Source organism: Rufibacter ruber, assembly GCF_014138425.1.
Classification (GTDB): Bacteria; Bacteroidota; Bacteroidia; order Cytophagales; family Hymenobacteraceae; genus Nibribacter; species Nibribacter ruber_C.
The window spans coordinates 1-18,155 of record NZ_JACJIQ010000012.1 but is presented as its reverse complement, the minus strand read 5'-3'; the positions used below and the strand labels follow the sequence as shown (position 1 = coordinate 18,155).

Here is an 18,155-nt window from a genome sequence, read left to right as displayed (position 1 = left end):
CCGCCTGGGTTTGCGCTGGCTCCGGTACCTTTGGGCACGTCAATGTTCAGTTTCAACCTATGGAAATCACGCCAAACGCCCAGCCCAAAATCACGCCCTTTCTCTGGTTCAATGGCACCGCCGAAGAGGCCATGCTCTTCTACACATCCATCTTTAAGCACTCCCGCATAGGCAGCGTGCAGCGCTACCCCGCCAACGGCACTATGCCCGCGGGAACCGTCCTGTCCTGCACCTTTGAGCTGGAAGGGCAGAAATTTATGGCCCTGAACGGTAGCCCCGCCCCTTCTTTCACGCCAGCCGTCTCCTTTTTTGTGCACTGTGAAGACCAGGCCGAGGTAGATGAGCTGTGGGATAAACTTTCGGCCGGCGGCCGCGAAGACCGGTGCGGCTGGTTGCAGGACCGGTATGGCCTTTCCTGGCAGATTATTCCCAGACAGCTGGCCCAGCTCCTGCACACCCCAGACCCAGATAAAGCAGGCCGCGTGCTGCAGGCCATGCTCCAGATGACAAAGATTGACATTGCCACCCTGGAGCGGGCGCATGCGGGATAGCCCCGGTTGCACTGGAGTAGCACCAAAAGATTTTCAGCGCCTGCCGTTTTTGACCTGTTTTTCTAAAAACAGGCCGAAACCAGACATTGCTCTTGCGGAGGGATGAAACGTCTCTCCTTCCGGCATTTCCCGCTGAGGAACAAAGCATCTGCACCAGAACGGGGAAGGACCGCAAGCCAAGCAGAACAGATTACGGTTGCAAACTGCCGCTGTGCTCTCACAGGTTTGGCCCCTTGCCACCTTGGCTCCCCGGCCTCGCCCCTTGACCCAACAAGGGGACAGCAGCCCCTGCCGGGTGTCTCTTTGGCCCCGCCCCCGGTTCAAAATGCAGGCCTCCAAAGGAGATTAATGCGAAAACAGCTACCACCTACTGCGTTTTTTTCAATATTTTGCCTCATCAACCACCAGCTTTTACCTTTAAAACCATGCGTTCGCAACGTGAACTGCTCCGCCTGATCTGGGCTGCTGTGAAAGGACAGGAGCAGGACTATACCCGCCTGAGCCTGAAGGGATCTATTGTGCTGCTGGCCACGCCTATGATTCTGGAGATGCTCATGGAGTCGCTCTTTGCGGTGGTAGACATTTTCTTTGTGGGCAGGCTGGGCCCGGCGGCGCTGGCTACCGTGGGTTTGACTGAATCTGTGCTCATGATTGTGTACTCAGTGGGCATGGGCATTAGCATGGCCGGTACCGCCATGGTGGCGCGGCGGGTGGGCGAAAAGAAGTTTAAACAGGCCGGGAGCACCACCTTTCAGCTGCTGGCCACAGGCACGGTTCTGGCCCTGCTCATGGGGCTGGTGACGTTCCTGTTTGCAGAGGAAATCCTGCGCCTCATGGGGGCCACGCCAGAGATTATCCAGACAGGGGTTGGGTACGCGCGCATCATCTTTGCGGGCAACCTGGTGATTATTCTGCTGTTCCTGATCAACGGCGCCTTTAGGGGGGCCGGTCAGCCGCACCTGGCCATGCGGGCGCTCTGGATCTCCAACGCGGCCAATTTAGTACTGGACCCGCTCCTGATCTTCGGGGTGGGGAATTTTACCGGCCTGGGGCTGGAGGGGGCCGCCTGGGCCACCACCACCGGCAGAAGCATTGGCGTTCTCTACCAGCTCTACCACTTGTTCAACGGCAGGCACCTGCTCAAAATCACGCAGGAAAACCTGGTGTTACGCCTCAAGACGGTGGCAAAGATTCTGAAGGTTTCTGCGGGCGGCATGGGCCAGTTCATGATTGAGTCTGCCAGCTGGATCTTCCTGACCCGGATTGTGGCAGAGTCTGGAAGCAGTGCCCTGGCCGGTTACACCATTGCCTTCCGGGTGATCATGTTCACCCTCCTGCCGGCATGGGGCTTGTCTTCGGCGGCAGCCACCCTGGTGGGGCAGAATCTGGGGGCGGGCAAACCGCGCCGCGCTGAACTCTCTGTCTTGATCACCGCGCGTTACAACATGATTTTCCTGGGTGTGGTCACCGTGGCCTTCTTTCTGTTTGGCAAGCATCTGGCCGCCTTTTTCTCCCAGGAGCAACAGGTGGTTGCCATTGCCTCTGAAGGGCTGAAGATCATAACCCTGGGCTATGTGTTCTTTGGCCTGGGCATGGTGATGGTACAGGCTTTTAACGGGGCCGGTGACACCAGAACCCCTACCCTGATCAACATTCTGGTGCTCTGGATCATTGAAATCCCGCTGGCGTACCTGTTGGCGCTGCACCTGGGTTATGGCATCACGGGCATCTTTGCCACCATTGCCTGCAGCCACTCCCTGCACGCCCTCATCAGCTGGTGGCTGTTCAGGAAAGGGAGATGGAAAACGTTGCAGGTGTAAGGCCTTCTTCTGGGTTTTTCTGTTTTGGGCCTGTTTTTGGGAAAACAGCCCCAAAACAGCTGTTGGGAACATCACCAGCCAGACCCTAAGACAGGCGGCGGCATTGCCTCTGCGGTTTGCCGTATCCCAGAAAGCGCCTGCTTACTTCACCAGTAGCCGTTGCCTGTTCTTGCCCGCGGGGGAAGCCAGTTCCACAATATACAGACTGGGCGGCATAGCATCTGTGGTGATAAGCGCCTCCATCTGACCGTCTACCTGGTAATTCACTTCATAGACCACCCGCATGCTAAAGTAGTCATACACCCGCAGCACAGCATCTCCTTTGCCTAACTGGTTGGCTTTTACCGTAAAGTTGACCGTTGCCGGGTTAGGGTACAGCAGCACAAAAGGCTTGTCTGGCCCCTCTGTTTTGGCAATGCTCCCAGAGGTTTTACCCGCCACTGCGGCAGAGGCTTTCTCTTCGGCGGCCAGCACCTCTGCCGGCTTTTCTGTCACGGGCACCTCTACCAGTTCATACGAGTAGACTTTGGTGCGCTTGTCATTGATGGTGCACTTTACCGGATACCCCAGCTCATTGTAGTCATAGACCCGGTCTTCTATGATCTGGCCATTGACCCGTTTCCGGTTTACGTTGGTAAGACCGCCGTTTTCCAGATCAAACTGGTACCACCGCTCCACAAACATGTTCTGGAACGGGTTGGGTTTAGCATCATGGTAGAACTCAGTCCAGTAAGGTTGCTCCAGAGTTTTGTAATTGGTCACCAGCGTCTTGGCCCGCTGAATATTGTTGCTTTTGTCAAGCACATACTCCTTCTGCAGGTAGAGTTCAAGGGCACTCATCTTGCCGCTGTTCCCGGGCAAGGGGGTGCTTTTGAGCAGCGTGAACAGCACCATTTTCCCGTTACCAGAGGGGTGCGCCTTCTCCTGCAGGAGCGTTTCTTCACACAGCACCCACTTGTCTTTGAACAGGACTTCCTGCGTAATTTTCTCTAACGCCCCCTGGCTGTTGTAGAAACAGAGATATTTGGTTTAATCACTGGTTTTGGAGAGTAGTTTCCCTGTGGCAGGGTCATAGGCATAGTTCAGGATTCCGGTAGAGACTAATTTCCCGTCTTTAGAATAGTCCAGTTGGTGGGTCGCTGGCCGGCCCTGGCGGTCATAGGTAAAGAGGTGCCGGTACTGTATTTTATCAAAAGAGTCTACCAGCTGGGCCAGCCGGTGGACTGCGTTCGTTTTCTGCGGAGAACCGGGCTGCGCCTGCACCTTGGGGGCAACGGCCACCAACAGACACAGACAAAAAAGAAGGGTGGCTTTCATGCGAAGGCGGGTTTGGTATAATAGAATCTGGTATTCCTTGTGAGGATGATGTAATCAGTATACAGCTAAATATGGGGGCAGAATTATTTTGCTCTGCTTTGGTATTGTCACCCTGAAGGGCCCTGGTTGCGAACGGCAGGAGCGGGAAAACAGGCGCTGTACCGGTTTGGCCACAAGACCTTGCCAGGATGACAAAACTGGTGAAGGGATTTCTGCCCTGGTACTTCTTCACTATTGGTTTCAAGTACATGAAAATCTGGCACCTAATCAAGTAGCCCCCGGCGAAGCAGGTGATATCTTTTCTGTTTTGGGCCTGTTTTTGGGAAAACAGGCCCAAAACAGGAGGCCGTGCCGTTTCTGGCGGGGCAGATCAGGCGGCGGTTTTCTTGGGGAGGCAGCAGTGCTTGTACTTTTGGCCGCTCCCGCAGGGGCAGGGCTCGTTGCGGCCCAGGCGCTTGCCAAACGGGTTGAGCAGTTCCTGAAAATTAAGCCCGAAGCGGCGTTTGGGGTTCTGCTTGAAAATCTGGGTGAGCATCTGGTACAGCCCGGGGTGCTTTTCGGCCAACTGGCCGGGCTTCTCAAAGAAATATTCAGTAGCTACCGCGAAGAACTCAGCCTCATTGGTGGCGCCGTAGGGGTTGATGTCACTTTCGCCGCGCCTGATCTGCTTTATTTTGCGGTACATGAGCTCTTCCCAGGGTTGGTACAATTCCTGGGGCAGATACGCGTGCGGCTTGCCGTCAATCTCACCGTCGGCCTGGTCCAGTAGGTGCGCGAACTCGTGTATGCCCACGTTCTGGCGGTCGGCCATGTTGTTGAAGCCGCGCTCCAGGGCCGGTTTGGAGAGGGTCACGTAGTGGTCGTTCTGGAACGGATTCACGCGGCCCAGCACCTCAGACACGGCTTCAGAGTCTTCATGCTGGAACCGCTCCAGGCTGCCGGGGAACACCAGCACCTCGCCCAGGTGCGGGTACTCCCAGTCGGCGAAGCCGAAGATGGGGATAATGGCGCTGGCCGCCACCAGCACTTTCACGGTGTCGTCAATTTCCACCTCAATGCCCGTGATGCGTTTCTCTGACAGGAACAGCTGCAGCATTTTCTCAAAGCGCTGTTTCTCAGATGGCGTTTGCAGCGTGTGGTAAAAGCCTACCCGGTCCTCTAATATTTTCCGCCAGGCGGCGGGAAACTCCTGCGCCAGCACCTGTTTGCGCCGCCTGCCCTTGCGGGTGGCCCAGCGGTAGAAAGAAAAGGCAATGACTGCCACAAATACAAGAAACGCTGCAACTCCCATGGGGCTTCCTTAACGTGTGCGCCGGCCAAAAGATGTGCCGGCTGTATGGGTAAAGATACTGCGCAATCACCAACCGCTGCGTTTTTGGCCTGTTTTTCAGAAAATACCGCCAAAACAGCTATCTAACGGGTACCTGGTAGCCAGGGCGGTTCTGTCTTTTTGGCTAGGTGGTGCAACTTTTTACCTTTGCCCGGTATCTGTCCCCTACACATAATCCCCAAACCAATGAGCAGAAAAGTAGTACTCTACATTGCCATGAGCCTTGACGGCTACATTGCCAAAGAAGACGACAACCTGGATTTCCTTTCTTTGGTAGAACGCCCCGGCGAAGACTTCGGCTACGCCGATTTCCAGCACACCGTTGACACCCTGATCTGGGGCCGCAGAACCTATGAAAAAGTGTTAACCTTTGGCGACACCCAGTACCTGCACAAAGACAAGAACGTGTACGTGCTCTCGCGCAGCAAAACCGGCCGGGAGGGCCACGTGCAGTTCTACGGCGGCAACCTGAAAGAATTGATAGCTACTCTCAAACAGCAGCCCGGCAAAGACATTTACTGTGACGGCGGCGGCGAGATTGTGGCGGCCCTCTTGCAGGAAGACCTCATTGACCGGCTCATTGTCTCCATCATTCCGCATTTGCTGGGCAGCGGCATCCGGCTGTTCCGGGACGGCAGGCCGGAGCAGCATCTCTCCCTGAAAAAGACGTTGACGTTCCCCTCCTCCAGCCTGGTGCAGCTGTGGTATGACCGGGTGCGGTAGCCTTTTTCCCAGACGTTTACAGCCGCTCCCCTTTCTGTTTTAGAGCTGTATTCAAGAAAACAGATTGAAAACACCAGCTGGTTTCGCTGGTGTTTTTTTTTATATTCTTTGATACTCCCCATTTGAAGGGGGCGGAGGGGAGTTTTCCCCTTCAGGATTAGCCAAACAAGGTTTAAGGAAGTGAGTACAGCTCCTCAAGTGGAATGTTCACCTGCCGGTCACGCATTCCTGATCTTCGGTTTTCAGATATTCCCATTTGTAGAGACCAGGCACCGCCTTGTCTCTTACGCATTGCCGGTCATCAACGCCTATCAGAGATAATAGCTTTTGCTCCTACCTCTGCTTCAACCAACTTTCTGGCTGCATTTTTAATCTGCCCCTGTTTGTCACTTTTCTCCTTGCTGCTCAACCTAACCAAAAGAAACAAGAAGGGAAGAACTCGCTGCCGCTCAAACAGACTTCCCTTCATTAAATTCGCTCCAGGCTAAAGCTGTCTGTTCCATAGTATCTGTAGCCATTCCAGGTTTGAACCGCCTGTCCGTGCTCCCGCTAAGCGCCTTCGTGCCTTCCGGCTGCTTCGTTGCCCGCTCCCGCAGGCACTGAAAAGGAGGTGACGTTTGCAATTCATAGCACCGCACCATTGGTGAAAACACAGGGAAGCTTTTGGCCGGAAACTTTAGAAAATAGAAAATCCGTTTTCGGCCTGTTTTTCTGAAAACAGGCCGAAAACGGATTGGTATTTCTAAGTTACTAAAGAGGCTTACTTGCCTTCGTCGCTGGGTTTGGCCTGCTGGTGCATGGCTTCGGCTACCAGGCTGTCTGGCATGACTTTGCTGGCGGCCACCATGGCTTTGTTCTTGAACCCTGAGATGATTTCCAGCTTACCCGCCATGAGGGCGTCATAGCCATCTTGGGCTACTTTGGCGGCATCTGCCAGGTCGCCTTCTTTGATCATCTTGGCGTTCTCCATGTCTGCCTTGCGGAAGAAATCTGTCTCAGTAGGGCCGGGCAGCAGCTTGGTGATGGTGATGTTGGTATCTTTCACTTCGTTCTGCAGGGCTTCTGTGAAAGTAGAGACAAAGGCTTTGGTGGCGTGGTACACCGCCTGCAACGGCCCCGGCAGTTCGCCGCCAATAGAAGACACCATCAGGATTTTTCCGCTGTTGCGGGCCACCATTTCTTTGAGGTAGAGTTTGGTGAGGGTGATGTAGGCACCAATGTTCAGCTGCACAATGTCCAGCTCGCGGTTGATGTCGGTGTCTACAAACTCGCCGTACTGGCCTTGCCCGGCGTTGTTCACCAGCACCTCTACCGGCAGACCTTTCGCCTTTACCTCGTCATAGACCTCAAAGGGCGCCTGCCGCTGGAACAGGTCCTTGGCCAGGGTGACCACCTCCACGCCGTGCTTCTGCCGGAACTCTGCCGCGCGCTGGTCCAGTTCGGTCTGGTCGCGGGCCACCAAGATGAGGTGGTACCCGTTCTGGGCGAAGAGGTTGGCCAACTCATAGCCAATGCCCACGGTTCCGCCCGTAATGAGCGCGTAATTTGAAGTAGCTGCCATTGTGTAAATTATTAACGGTGAGTTCTTTCTAACGGAAAGAGGTGGGCGCGGTTTTCTGTTTTCCCTCTAAAAAACCGGCTTTCACCGCCTAGCGCCGTTTTTTGCCTGTTTTCAGAAAAACAGGCCGAAAACAGAGATCCCCCTCCGGGGAAGGTAGCCCCCGTTGCTTTTGCCTCTGCTGTCTAGCGCTCACAAGACCTCGCAGCGTCTCCCAGACCTGCCAGGGTCTGCGCCAGTAGCCGTACCCTTACTACTTGAACCGCCTCTCCCCCTCATCCTACCCTTCTCCCTAGGGAGAAGGAACACCGCTTTTGCGTTTCTAGGCTGTTTTCCGGAAAACAGCCTAGAAACGCCCGTTCACAAGCATGAGGCCAGGAACGGCTTATAAAATAGTTCCGGAAAAATTCGGCGCAGCCGCAACCTTTCACTTACTGCAAAAGTATATTTCAATAAATTTTGAAAGTTTAAAAACTTCTATACCTTTGGGGCATGGAATTAGCAGAGGCCAAACAGAAATTCATTGAAGCCTGGGGCAAGCTGGGGTCTGAGTGGGGTATTAACCGCACCATGGCCCAGGTGCACGCCCTGCTCCTGATTTCGCCGGAGGCCTTGACCACTGAGCAGGTCATGGAGCAGCTGCAGATTTCGCGCGGCAACGCCAACATGACCCTGCGTGATCTGATAAACTGGGGCCTGGTGGAGAAGCAGCACCGCAGCGGCGAGCGCAAGGAATATTTCTACGCCGAGAAAGACGTGTGGTACATTGCCCGCCAGGTGGCCAAAGAGCGCAAGCGCCGCGAACTGGAACCGGTGCTCAAGCTCCTGAACCAGCTGCAGGCGGTAGAGGGTGACGAGCAGGACCCAGAATACAAAACCTTTAAAACCTCTGTGACCGATATTAACAAACTAGCCACCAACGTGGACAAAACCCTGGAGACCATGCTGAAAGCCGAGGAGAACTGGTTCTTCGGGTCTATTTTCAAGCTGTTCAAGTAGCGCTATTTTTTTGCCTTTTATGTTTCATTATTTTCTGAAAGTTCAAAACATTACAACACTTAATTCATACCCGTATGGCCAAGATCATAATAGCGGGCGGCAGCGGCTTTATAGGTCAGTTGCTCTCCCAGCATTTCACCGGCAAAGGAGATGAGGTCATCCTTCTCACCAGAAAACCTTCTGCCCGGCAGACCCCGGCGCGGCACGTGCAGTGGGATGCCACCCACCTGGGCCCCTGGGTGCAGCATCTGGAGAAGGCAGATGTCCTGATCAACCTCACCGGCAAGAGCGTGAACTGCCGCTATACCCAGAAGAACAGGCGCGCCATCATCTCTTCCCGGGTAAATGCCACGCAGGTGCTGGGCGAGGCCGTTCGGCAACTGCAAAGCCCGCCCCCGCTCTGGGTCAACGCAGCCTCTGCCACCATTTACCGCCATGCCCTAGACGGTCCGCAAGACGAACTGACCGGGGAAGTGGGCACCGGTTTCTCTGTGGAGGTCTGCACCAAATGGGAAAACGCGTTCTACTCCCAGCATACCCCCGGCACCCGCAAGATTGGGCTGCGCCTGGCCATAGTGCTGGCCCAAGGCGGCGGCGTGATGCCGTACTACCTGAACCTGGCCCGTTTTGGTTTAGGCGGAAGGCAGGGCAACGGCCTGCAGTGCTTCAGCTGGATTCACGCCCAGGACCTGATCAACAGCCTGGAGTTCCTGATTCAGCACGAAGAGCTGGAAGGCGATTTCAACCTCGCCGCCCCGCGGCCGGTGCCCAACCACCTCTTCATGCAGACCGTCCGGAACGCTTTGGGGCGGGGCTTTGGGTTGCGGGCCAGAAAATGGATGCTGGAGGTGGGGGCCTGGCTCCTGCGAACCGAGACGGAACTGCTCCTGAAAAGCCGGTGGGTGGCCCCCGCCCGGCTGTTGCAGGCGGGCTACCGGTTCCAGGTGAACACCATTGAAGAGGCGGTAGCCTTGTGCCTTCCGCCCAAAGCCGCGCCTGTTTTGGAGCCGTTTTCTGAAAAACAGGCCAGAAACGCCCAGTCTGGTTCTTTTCACGGCCTGGGCCAACGGTTTCAACAGCAAGCGTAGCCCACCCGCCCCATGGAAAGCAAACCCAACCTCCGGAAAACCTATGCCGTTGTGCTTGCCGCGCTGTATGGCATTGTCACGCTCTGCATCATCTCTGAGCACCACACGCTGGTCTCTATTTCCTATGTGTTCATTCTGCCGCTCCTCATTGGCACTATTCCGGTCCTGTTCAGCACCCGGGAGCAAATGCTCTCCTTCAAGTCCCTCATTTTAATTCCGTGGGGCAGTATTTTTTTGTTTGTGCTGCTGGCTTTCGCCCTGAAGCTGGAGGGGATCATCTGCCTGGTGATTATTGTGGCGCCCTTTATCCTGCTGGGCACGCTGGCCGCCTTTGTGGTACAGTTGGTTCGGCAGCACTACAAAGGGCCCAAAACCCCGCTGTATTCCTCCCTGCTGCTTCCCCTGATCATAATGGTGGCGGAGCAGAACATGACGCCCGCAGACGCCTTCCATACCGTTACCACCACACTTGAGGTCAACGCCCCGCAGGCAACTGTCTGGCAGCACGTGAAACATGTGAAAGACGTGCGGCCAGAAGAGATTCAGACACATTTTATCCACCTCATTCACGTGCCCAAACCCCTGCACGGCTATTTAGATAAAGAAGGCGCAGACGCTACCCGCTCCATCTCCTGGGACAAAGGCATCCAGTTCAGGTTTGATATTCAGGAGTGGCATGAAGGGGAAGGCTTCACCTACCGGGTCAACCTGGACGGGCATTCTATTCCGCCCAACACCTTAGATGAGCACGTGATGGTGGGCGGCGCGTTTTTTGACGTGGTGAGCGGCAGCTACCGCATCAAAGCCCTGTCCCCGGCCAAAAGCCTGCTCACCCTCACCTCTACCTACCGGGTCACCACCACCTTCAATTTCTACTGTATCTGGTGGGCAGATTTTCTGATGGATGACCTGCACGAGATGATCTTAGAAATAATCAAAGCCCGAAGCGAAAAAGCCCCCCACCTCTCATCTCGCCGCCTATGTGCAGCAGGTTAGCGTTTCCCGCCGTCCCTTTGCCCCGGCCAGCAGACAAGCAACAGGCCCGCTATTACCAGCAGCCATACTTGGTCAGCCTCTTCAACGGAATGGCGAGCTCGTATGAGGGCATGAACTACCTCACCTCGTTTGGCTTTTCGTACGTCTGGCGCAGGCAGTTCCTACAGCCTCTGCCACCGTTGCAAGGTGCCGTGAAAGTGGCAGACCTCATGACCGGCATGGGGGAGATGTGGCCCCACCTTTTTGCCAAGTGGCCGCGTGCCCAGGTAGAGGCGCTGGATTTCTCTGAGGGCATGCTGCAGTGCGCGGCCCGGAAGAACAGGCGCACGTTTGCCAACCGGGTCCAGCTGATCAAGGCAGATGCCTTGCGGTCTCCCCTGCCCTCTATGTCTTATGATGTGGTCACCTGCGCGTTCGGATTGAAAACCCTCTCCAGGGAGCAGCTCCTCTGCCTGGCCAGAGAAACCAAGCGGCTGCTGAAGCCCGGGGGCCATTTTGCGTTTGTTGAAATCTCAGAACCGGCGCCAGGGTGGCTACAGGCTTTGTACCTGTTTTACCTAAAACACCTTATTCCCCTCATAGGCTACTGTTTCGCCCAAGACTACCACCACTACCAGATGCTGAGTTACTATACACACGCCTTCAGGAACGCTGAAGAAGCCGCTGAGATCTTTAAGGCTGAGGGTCTTGCCGTTACGTACCAGCAACTGTTCAAAGGCTGCGCAACGGGCTTCTACGGCACAAAACCATAAGCCACAACCCCGTTTATGAAAAAGACTTTTCTCACTGCTGAATGGCGCAAGCTTCTCATTGCCAACTATGACGTTTCCCCGGACCTCCTCCTCCCTTACCTCCCGGCGGGTACGGAGCTTGACCTCTGGAACGGCACCTGCTATGTAAGCCTGGTGGGCTTCATGTTTATGAATACCAGACTCAAAGGCATCCCGGTGCCGTTCCACCGGAATTTTGAGGAAGTCAACCTGCGGTTTTATGTGACGTACCTGGAGCAGGGCCAATGTAAACGCGGGGTGGTGTTCCTTAAGGAAATTGTTCCCAAGCCCGCCCTGGCGCTGGTGGCCAATGCCGTGTATAAATAAGCGTATGAGGCGCTGCCCATGCGGCACTCCTGGCACACCTCTAAAGATGCTCTCACCGTGCGGTACAGCTGGAAAAAGAACATCTGGCACCACCTGCAAGCCACTGCCGCCAATACTCCGGTGCCCATTGCCCCCGGCAGCGAAGAAGAGTTTATCACTGAACATTACTGGGGCTACACCCGGGTTACAGCCGCTAAAACAAACTCATATGAGGTAGTTCACCCCCAGTGGAAAGTGTATCCGGTGCAGGAAGCTGAGGTTCAGGTTGATTTTGGGGAAGTCTACGGCGCACCCTTCTCTTTTTTAACCCAGAGGCCGCCGGACTCCGTCTTTCTGGCCGAAGGCTCTCCTGTGCAAGTCAGGGAGGGCGTTCCGCTTGCCTGGCGCAGCAAGGCGTTTTAGGCCTGGTTTCAGAAAAACAGCTCCAAAACGCCCGGCTGTACCTGGTGCCTCTTTACCCCTCCTGTTTAAAGTAGACTTTGAAGGTAGAGCCTTTGCCGGCTTCGCTTTCCACCACAATACGTCCGCCGGCGTTTTCTACTATGCGTTTTACAATGTAGAGCCCAATGCCGGTACCCTCTACGTGGTCATGCAGCCGCTTGAACATGGTAAAGATCTTGCCCCGCGCCTCTGGCTCAATGCCCAGCCCGTTGTCTGTCACAGAGAAGACCAGGAACCCGGGCACGGCCTGGGTCTGGATGGTGACCACCGGAGCCCGCTCTGGCGAGCGGTACTTGAGCGCGTTGCTGAACAGGTTATAGACAATGCTGCGCACGTTCTTGGCCGAGAATTTCACCGTTGACGCCGGGGTAAACGCGGTGACCACCTTGGCCCCCACGCTTTGAATCATGTTCTCCAGGTCTAGCTGCACATCTGCCACCACGTCTTTCAAATCAATGGCGGCCACATCTTCATTGTTCTCCCGCTGAATCTTGGTCACCTCCGTCAGGTCGGCCACGGCCCGCTTGAAACGGGTGATAGACGTTTGAATCATGCTGAGCACCCGCTGTATCACCTCCTGTTGCCGCGTTTCAGGGGGCAGCTGTTCCACCAGGGTATCCACCAGCCCTTCAATGTTAGAGATGGGGGCTTTCAGGTCATGCGAAGCGGAGTAGACAAAGTTATCCAGATCCACATTGATGGCCCGGAGCTCACTGTTCATGGCCTCAATCTCCTGCCGGGCCTCTACCTGCGCGTTGACACTGATGGCCACGGCAATCACCCCCGTGATGGTGCCTTTTGCGTCACGCATGGGCTGGTACACAAAACTGAAGAAAATAGGTTCCAGCTTGCCGTTGTGCTCCAGCAGGACTTCCATCTCACTGTTCACATACGGTACGCCCGTGAGAAACACCCTGTCCAGCAGTTCTTTGATGCCCTGGTCTTTTACCTCAGGGAGAGCCGCCAGCAGGGGCTTCCCCAGCACATCTTCCTGCTTTTTCCCCCACAGGGCACAGATACCAGGGTTTGCCAGCTCCACCACATGCTCCGGCCCCTGCAGAATGCAGATGGCCACGGGGGCCTGCTCAAAGAGGTTCTCCAGCTCCTCCTGCTGCCGCCGGGCTTCCTGCCGGGCCCGCACGCTGGCAATAGAGGTGGCAATCTGGCCAGTTACCAGTTCATGAAAATTCTGGTAATCCCGGTCATATTCCAGCTTCGGGCTCACGCCCGAAACAAAAAAGCCCAACAGCTGCTCCTGCCCCGGGTGGAAGATGGGCAAAATCACCGCCTGCTGCTGCTGCTGCTGCTGCGAACCGGCCACTGTTTCTGGTACACGCTGCGGCTCCCCCGGCTGGTCACCGGTGAGGAGCATGCTTTTAGACTGCAGCACCTGCCAGAGCGGCCATTCAGGGGTTGGCGTTTGCCCCTGCAGTTCAATTTCCTGCGCCAGCGGCCGGGCAACCTGGCCCGAATGGCCGAAGAGCGTGGCCTTGGTATGGTCTGCGTTCAACAGGTAAATCTGGCTGAAGGGCACGTCCTGGGGGTTCTGCGCCAGCACCTCACTGGCCATCTGGCAGGCTTGCTCCAGCGTCTGGATCTGAGACATGGCATCAGAGATGTCTTTCAGGCTTTTCAGGCGGCGCTGGCCCACTATTGTACTGGTCACTTCTGTGCAGGCGCAGAAAACCCCGGCCTCGCGCCCGTCATCATCAAAGGCGGGGCTGTAGGAGAAGGTCCAGTACGTTTCTTCTGAGAAGCCTTTCCGCTCCAGGTAGAGCAGCAGCCCCTCTGCGTAGTAAGGCTTGCCCCCGGCCAGAATCCCCTCTGCAATTCCGCCCACATTGCTCCAGATTTCGGCCCACAGCTCCCGGGCAGCCATGCCCAGGGCTTTGGGGTGCTTTTTCCCCAGGGCGGGCAGGTAGGCGTCATTGTGGAAGGCATACAGGTCTTTTGACCACCAGATAAACATGGGGAACTCAGAATTCAGCAGCAGCCTGATGTTGGTTTTCAGGCTCTGGGGCCATTGCGCAGGATGCCCCAGCGGATGGTTTTCCCAGGGGTAATCCCGCATCAAAGCCCCCATTTCACCGCCCCCCTGAAAGATGGTGAGCGTCTGGGCAGAGGTCTTATGAGGAGTAGGTTCTTGTGGCATATAGGGGAATGATACTGTACTTGCCGTACAGACTTCCAAAGTACGAACTTCCCATGACATAAGGTTTTATTATCCTTTGCCCCACGCTGATCAGGAAAGAGCAAGCAGTAGAAAAAAAATAGCCCCAGGTGTTTGAGGGCTATTTTGGCAAAAACAGGTCATAAACAGGAATGAGCCCGCGCCCGGCAGTACCTGACACGTCTCCCCCTACTCTGCTAAAAGCGGAAGAAGGAATTGCTGGAGCCGCCCACTTTGCCCCCAAAATTCCGGATGTTGTAGGTGAACGTGAGAAGCCCGTAGCGGTTGAGTACGGCCGTCTGGTAATCTTCTACCATGTTCTCCCGCACACTGCGGTAGGCGCTCAGGTTCTGGTCCAGGGCGTCAAAGACAGAGAGTTTGAGCTGGCCGCGGTCATTCTTCATGAACAGATACGTGATGCCGGCGTTGAGGCGGCCATAGCTTCTCTGCAGCCCTGGGGCCGCGTTTGAGTTGTACCAATAGTCATAAGACACCTCCCACACCAGCTTTTTAGGCAGCCGCACAATGACCTCAGACTTGGCGGTCTGGTTGGTGATGGCAATGTTGTTGGCCAGGTTTTTCTCATAGCGCCCCCACTGCCGGTTCACAGAATAGGTCTGGATAATCTCCAGCTTGTCATTGAGGTTCATGCGCCCTTCCAGCCTGGGAGAAACGTTAATACTGTGGCCAAAGCCTCTCAACTGGTTCTCCAGCACCCCTCTGCGGTACTGGTCCAGCAGGATCAGGGTGCGGCTGTACCAGATGTTGAGGCCGCCTCCTACTGAGAACTGGCGGTTGCCGTCAAACTTGTAGTCTTTCATCACATTGGTGTTGCTGCTGATGTTCCAGTTCCCGCCGGTGTTCAGGGGCGTAGAGGTCTGCTTCCCGTCTTCCAGGTCTACGGTTCTTGCCCGGGTCACCGCATCTTCACTGATGGTCCCGTACAGGTAGGTGCTGTAGTTCAGGGAGCGGTTGGTGTTATTGTACCGGTAGTGCAGGTTCAGGCTGTGGGAGATGGTGGGGGTAAGACCGGGGTTGCCATACTGCACATACAACTGGTTGGTGTTGTCTGGCACCGGCTGCAGGTCAGCGGCGTTGGGTTCCCGCACATTGACATTGTAGCTGAAGTTGAGCTGTTTCCAGGTTATGTTCAAAGACGGGTACACATAGAAATAATGCTGATCAATGGGTGCGTCCCGCTCAAAGCGGTTATAAATATCAAGGCGGGTAGCCCGCACGCCCGGCTGCAGAGACACGTCTTTGATTTTCCAGCGCAGACCCAGGGTGAGGTAGTTGCGCCAGCCGTCGCGGTTCACGCGGTCAGAGAGGCTTTCCTCTAAGATATCATACTGCCCCCGGTCTTCATTGTACCGGTAGGTGTTGATGTCATTCTCATCCTGGAAGTACTCTGTGTTGAACCGCAGCACCGCGCTCAGGTCTTTCCTGAGGGGCTCTGTAAAAGAAAAGTTGCTGTAGGTGGTGAGCCCTTCGCGGTCATTGACCCGCAGCTGGTCTAAGAAAACGGTGTACGGGTTCTCACGGTAAAACTGATTGATGGAGCGGTTAACCTGGTCCTGGTCAGATAGGTTGTAGTTATAGTCCCCAAACAGGGTGAAGATTCTGCCTTTCTTCTTGAACAGGCGCTCAAATGAAACCGCGGTGGTAAAGGCCGTACGGCTGCCCTCCCGGCGAAGGGTGTCCTGGCTGTCATTGGCCAGCTCCTGAAAATTAAAGGTGGTGTTGGCCAGTGAATATTGGTTAGCCGTACTGGTAGAAAACGTGACGCTGGGTGTAATGCTGAAACTGGTGAGTGAGTCTATCTTCCAGTCAATCTTTCCGCCAATGCGGTGGCTCTGGTCCCGGCTGTCCTGTTCCCGGAGGCGGCGGGTGTTCAGGGTGTCACTGGGCTGCTGCACCCGGTCTTTCAGAAACTGCTGCGAATTCACCACCTGGTTCAGGTCTGCGTTAATGCCGCCGTAGAAATACTGCAGGTTGAGCTTGATCCCGTTCTTGAGCAGGGTGTTGAAATTGCCGCCCGCCCCGGCGGAACGCTGGATTCCCTGCCCCGTGGCGCCAAACGAGATCCCGTTCAGGGCAAAGCCGCCGTCGCTCCACATAGACATGGAGTTCCAGCCACTGCGGTTAAAGCCCCCAATACGGTTGATCTCCTCAAACCCAAACCCCGGCCGGTTGAGGTTGTTGGCATACCCCAGTACACTCAGCTGGGTAGTATCCCGGAACAGGTTCACAATACCGCCGCCTTCAAACAGGTGCTTGGTTCCCTTGCCGGCGTACAGTTTGCCAAAGGCCCCTTGTTTAATCCCTTTCTTCAGCTTGAGGTTGATCACCTGCGGAATCTCACTGACCGGCATGTCTGGGTCCCGCCTCAGCGCATCTGGGTCATTTACCACCTGCACCTTTGAGATCATGTCTGCCGGCAGGTTACGGGTAGCCACCTTGGGATCATTCCCGAAGAACTCTTTCCCGTCTACCAATATCTTCTGCACAGAGCGCCCGTTCACAGAGATGTTTCCCTCAGCATCTACCTGCACACCCGGCAGCTTGCGCAACAGGTCTTCCACCAGGGCCATGGGCAGGGTTTTGAAGGAGTTGGCATTGAATTCCAGCGTGTCTTTGCGCACAATAATGGGAGGCGCCTCGGCGGCAATGACCACCTCCCCCAGCATATGGTCAGCCTGCTCCAGGTTAATCTGCCCCAGATCAAGCTCGGGCTGGCCCGCACTGAGGGTAAATTCCTTCCGGTAGGTTTTTAATCCCGTCATGGTAATGACAATTCGCAGCCGGGTATCTAGCGCCAGGTTAGGCACTCTGAAATTCCCTTTCTCATCACTCACCCTGAACGTGGCCAGCGTAGTGTCCTGGGCGGTGTAGATGGCCACCGTGGCATATGACACTACCTCTTTGTGGGCGGTATCCCAGAGTTTTCCCTTCACCTCTCCCTTCTGCGCCTGAGCCAGAACAACCGTAAGCAGAAAAGAGCAGGAAGTTAAAAAGACAAAGCGTAACACGTGCTTCATAAAGGGGAGATTTTCTTTAGGGGGTTTATTTTCAGGATCTAATATCTAGTATAAGGCAGTTGCACCAAAGGCAAGGAAGCGCCATTAACATATGTTTAACGTTTGCCTGCCCGCCAACACACCAGCAGTAGGTGGCACCAGAGCTTGTTTAACTTTTGGTTTTGCAGGCGAAAACGGGGAGCGAAAAGCACTTCTATCCCAATTTTAGAGCACCATAGCGGCACTCTGGCGCGAGGCAACCGCAAGATCAGGTCCTTTGGAGGTCCGTTTGCAGCGCATTAGGCAAATGCATACACGCTCTTAGCTCCCAGGAAAGTGGCACGTGCACGGCTTGGGCTCCGGCGGAAGGAAGAACCTGACCCTTCAGTTTTGTAATTCCTGTTTTGGGGCTGTTTTTCAGGAAACAGCCCCAAAACAGGAATGCTTTTTGGAATCCCTCTACCGCCCCTCTTTCGTTAATTCTGGCCTGCCCAACTTCTTTCAGAAACACAATCTGATAGGCCTACCTTACGCCAGCCCAGCAGCAGGCGGGCATACTTCTTCGCCGGGCCCTTTTCTGGCTTTTATCACCATTCTTCAACAATTAATATAATTATCACTATATATACTACTGACTACTTTTTCCTGCGGGTAGGGGTTGGGGGGTAAGCCTCAGCGGCTTAAGCAGATTTTCTGCTTAGATGCCTCTAAGCCCGGGTTTCCATAAGGGATGAAAAATTTTTATAAAAAAATGTAATAAAATGAAGCAAGAAGTAACTAACTTACTTTACTCCTACACACCCTCTAACTAAACCAAAAAAGATATGTCAAAGAAGAGTACACTGGCGGTACTGCTGGCGGCGGCGCTGCTGACGCAGGCCCAGGCGCAGACTGCCAAGAAGGCGGCCACGCCCGTGAAGAAGACCACCGCCGCAGCCAAGTCCCAGCAGGGGCCCCGGCTGGTGGAGAAGGTCACCAGGAAGGGCGGCGAGCTGGTGATCCCCTACGAGAAGTACGTGCTGCCCAACGGCCTGACGGTGATCGTGCA

Annotated in this window: 14 protein-coding genes and 1 pseudogene; 9 read left to right on the top strand and 6 right to left on the bottom strand. The window is 55.2% G+C overall.

All coding sequences use genetic code 11. The features are described 5' to 3' along the window. Window positions 1-59: 59 nt before the first annotated feature. Together FHS90_RS14125 and FHS90_RS14120 are read left to right on the top strand one after the other, a co-directional pair. A complete protein-coding gene (locus FHS90_RS14125) occupies window positions 60-551 on the top strand; it encodes a VOC family protein (protein ID WP_182513519.1) in 492 nt (163 codons plus the stop codon). A 425-nt stretch (window positions 552-976) separates the two neighbouring features. Further along, window positions 977-2,371, top strand: coding sequence for an MATE family efflux transporter (locus FHS90_RS14120; protein ID WP_182513518.1), 1,395 nt, complete (start codon window positions 977-979; stop codon window positions 2,369-2,371). 141 nt (window positions 2,372-2,512) lie between these two features. Here FHS90_RS14120 and FHS90_RS14115 read toward each other — a convergent pair whose 3' ends face one another. The 3 genes from FHS90_RS14115 to FHS90_RS14105 all read right to left on the bottom strand — a co-directional run bounded on the left by FHS90_RS14115 (window position 2,513) and on the right by FHS90_RS14105 (window position 4,979). After that, window positions 2,513-3,322, bottom strand: coding sequence for a T9SS type A sorting domain-containing protein (locus FHS90_RS14115; protein ID WP_182513517.1), 810 nt, complete (start codon window positions 3,320-3,322; stop codon window positions 2,513-2,515). Between the two features lie 78 nt (window positions 3,323-3,400). After that, window positions 3,401-3,688: a hypothetical protein gene (locus tag FHS90_RS14110; protein WP_182513516.1), complete on the bottom strand. Its 288-nt coding sequence runs from the start codon at window positions 3,686-3,688 to the stop codon at window positions 3,401-3,403. A gap of 370 nt (window positions 3,689-4,058) precedes the next feature. Continuing rightward, a complete protein-coding gene (locus FHS90_RS14105; protein WP_182513515.1) occupies window positions 4,059-4,979 on the bottom strand; it encodes a M90 family metallopeptidase in 921 nt (306 codons plus the stop codon). 225 nt (window positions 4,980-5,204) lie between these two features. Here FHS90_RS14105 and FHS90_RS14100 point away from each other — a divergent pair, with 225 nt between their 5' ends. Continuing rightward, a complete protein-coding gene (locus tag FHS90_RS14100; protein ID WP_066829233.1) occupies window positions 5,205-5,741 on the top strand; it encodes a dihydrofolate reductase family protein in 537 nt (178 codons plus the stop codon). A gap of 760 nt (window positions 5,742-6,501) precedes the next feature. Here FHS90_RS14100 and FHS90_RS14095 read toward each other — a convergent pair. Beyond that, window positions 6,502-7,302: an SDR family NAD(P)-dependent oxidoreductase gene (locus tag FHS90_RS14095; RefSeq protein ID WP_182513514.1), complete on the bottom strand. Its 801-nt coding sequence runs from the start codon at window positions 7,300-7,302 to the stop codon at window positions 6,502-6,504. A gap of 489 nt (window positions 7,303-7,791) precedes the next feature. On the opposite strand from FHS90_RS14095, the gene FHS90_RS14090 reads away from it, so the two are divergent. The 5 genes and pseudogenes from FHS90_RS14090 (at window position 7,792) to FHS90_RS14070 (ending at window position 11,881) form a co-directional block, all read left to right on the top strand. Then, complete coding sequence (locus tag FHS90_RS14090; protein WP_066829229.1) at window positions 7,792-8,298, top strand: GbsR/MarR family transcriptional regulator; 507 nt, start codon at window positions 7,792-7,794, stop codon at window positions 8,296-8,298. A gap of 74 nt (window positions 8,299-8,372) precedes the next feature. Continuing rightward, complete coding sequence (locus FHS90_RS14085) at window positions 8,373-9,386, top strand: TIGR01777 family oxidoreductase (protein ID WP_182513513.1); 1,014 nt, start codon at window positions 8,373-8,375, stop codon at window positions 9,384-9,386. A gap of 12 nt (window positions 9,387-9,398) precedes the next feature. Next, the gene (locus FHS90_RS14080) at window positions 9,399-10,382 is read left to right on the top strand and encodes a hypothetical protein (protein ID WP_182513512.1); all 984 of its coding nucleotides are present in this window, start codon (window positions 9,399-9,401) and stop codon (window positions 10,380-10,382) included. Continuing rightward, complete coding sequence (locus FHS90_RS14075; RefSeq protein WP_182513511.1) at window positions 10,367-11,134, top strand: class I SAM-dependent methyltransferase; 768 nt, start codon at window positions 10,367-10,369, stop codon at window positions 11,132-11,134. The genes FHS90_RS14080 and FHS90_RS14075 overlap by 16 nt, the downstream gene beginning before the upstream one ends. Before the next feature lie 15 nt (window positions 11,135-11,149). Then, window positions 11,150-11,881, top strand: a pseudogene (locus tag FHS90_RS14070) (YqjF family protein). Window positions 11,882-11,933: 52 nt separating this feature from the next. Here the strand turns inward: FHS90_RS14070 and FHS90_RS14065 are convergent. Continuing rightward, window positions 11,934-14,072: a PAS domain-containing sensor histidine kinase gene (locus FHS90_RS14065; protein ID WP_246387052.1), complete on the bottom strand. Its 2,139-nt coding sequence runs from the start codon at window positions 14,070-14,072 to the stop codon at window positions 11,934-11,936. Between the two features lie 215 nt (window positions 14,073-14,287). Continuing rightward, window positions 14,288-17,128: a TonB-dependent receptor gene (locus tag FHS90_RS14060; RefSeq protein WP_182513510.1), complete on the bottom strand. Its 2,841-nt coding sequence runs from the start codon at window positions 17,126-17,128 to the stop codon at window positions 14,288-14,290. An 803-nt stretch (window positions 17,129-17,931) separates the two neighbouring features. On the opposite strand from FHS90_RS14060, the gene FHS90_RS14055 reads away from it, so the two are divergent. Further along, window positions 17,932-18,155 (top strand): hypothetical protein (locus FHS90_RS14055; protein WP_182513509.1); only part of this gene is annotated, 224 nt, incomplete at its 3' end.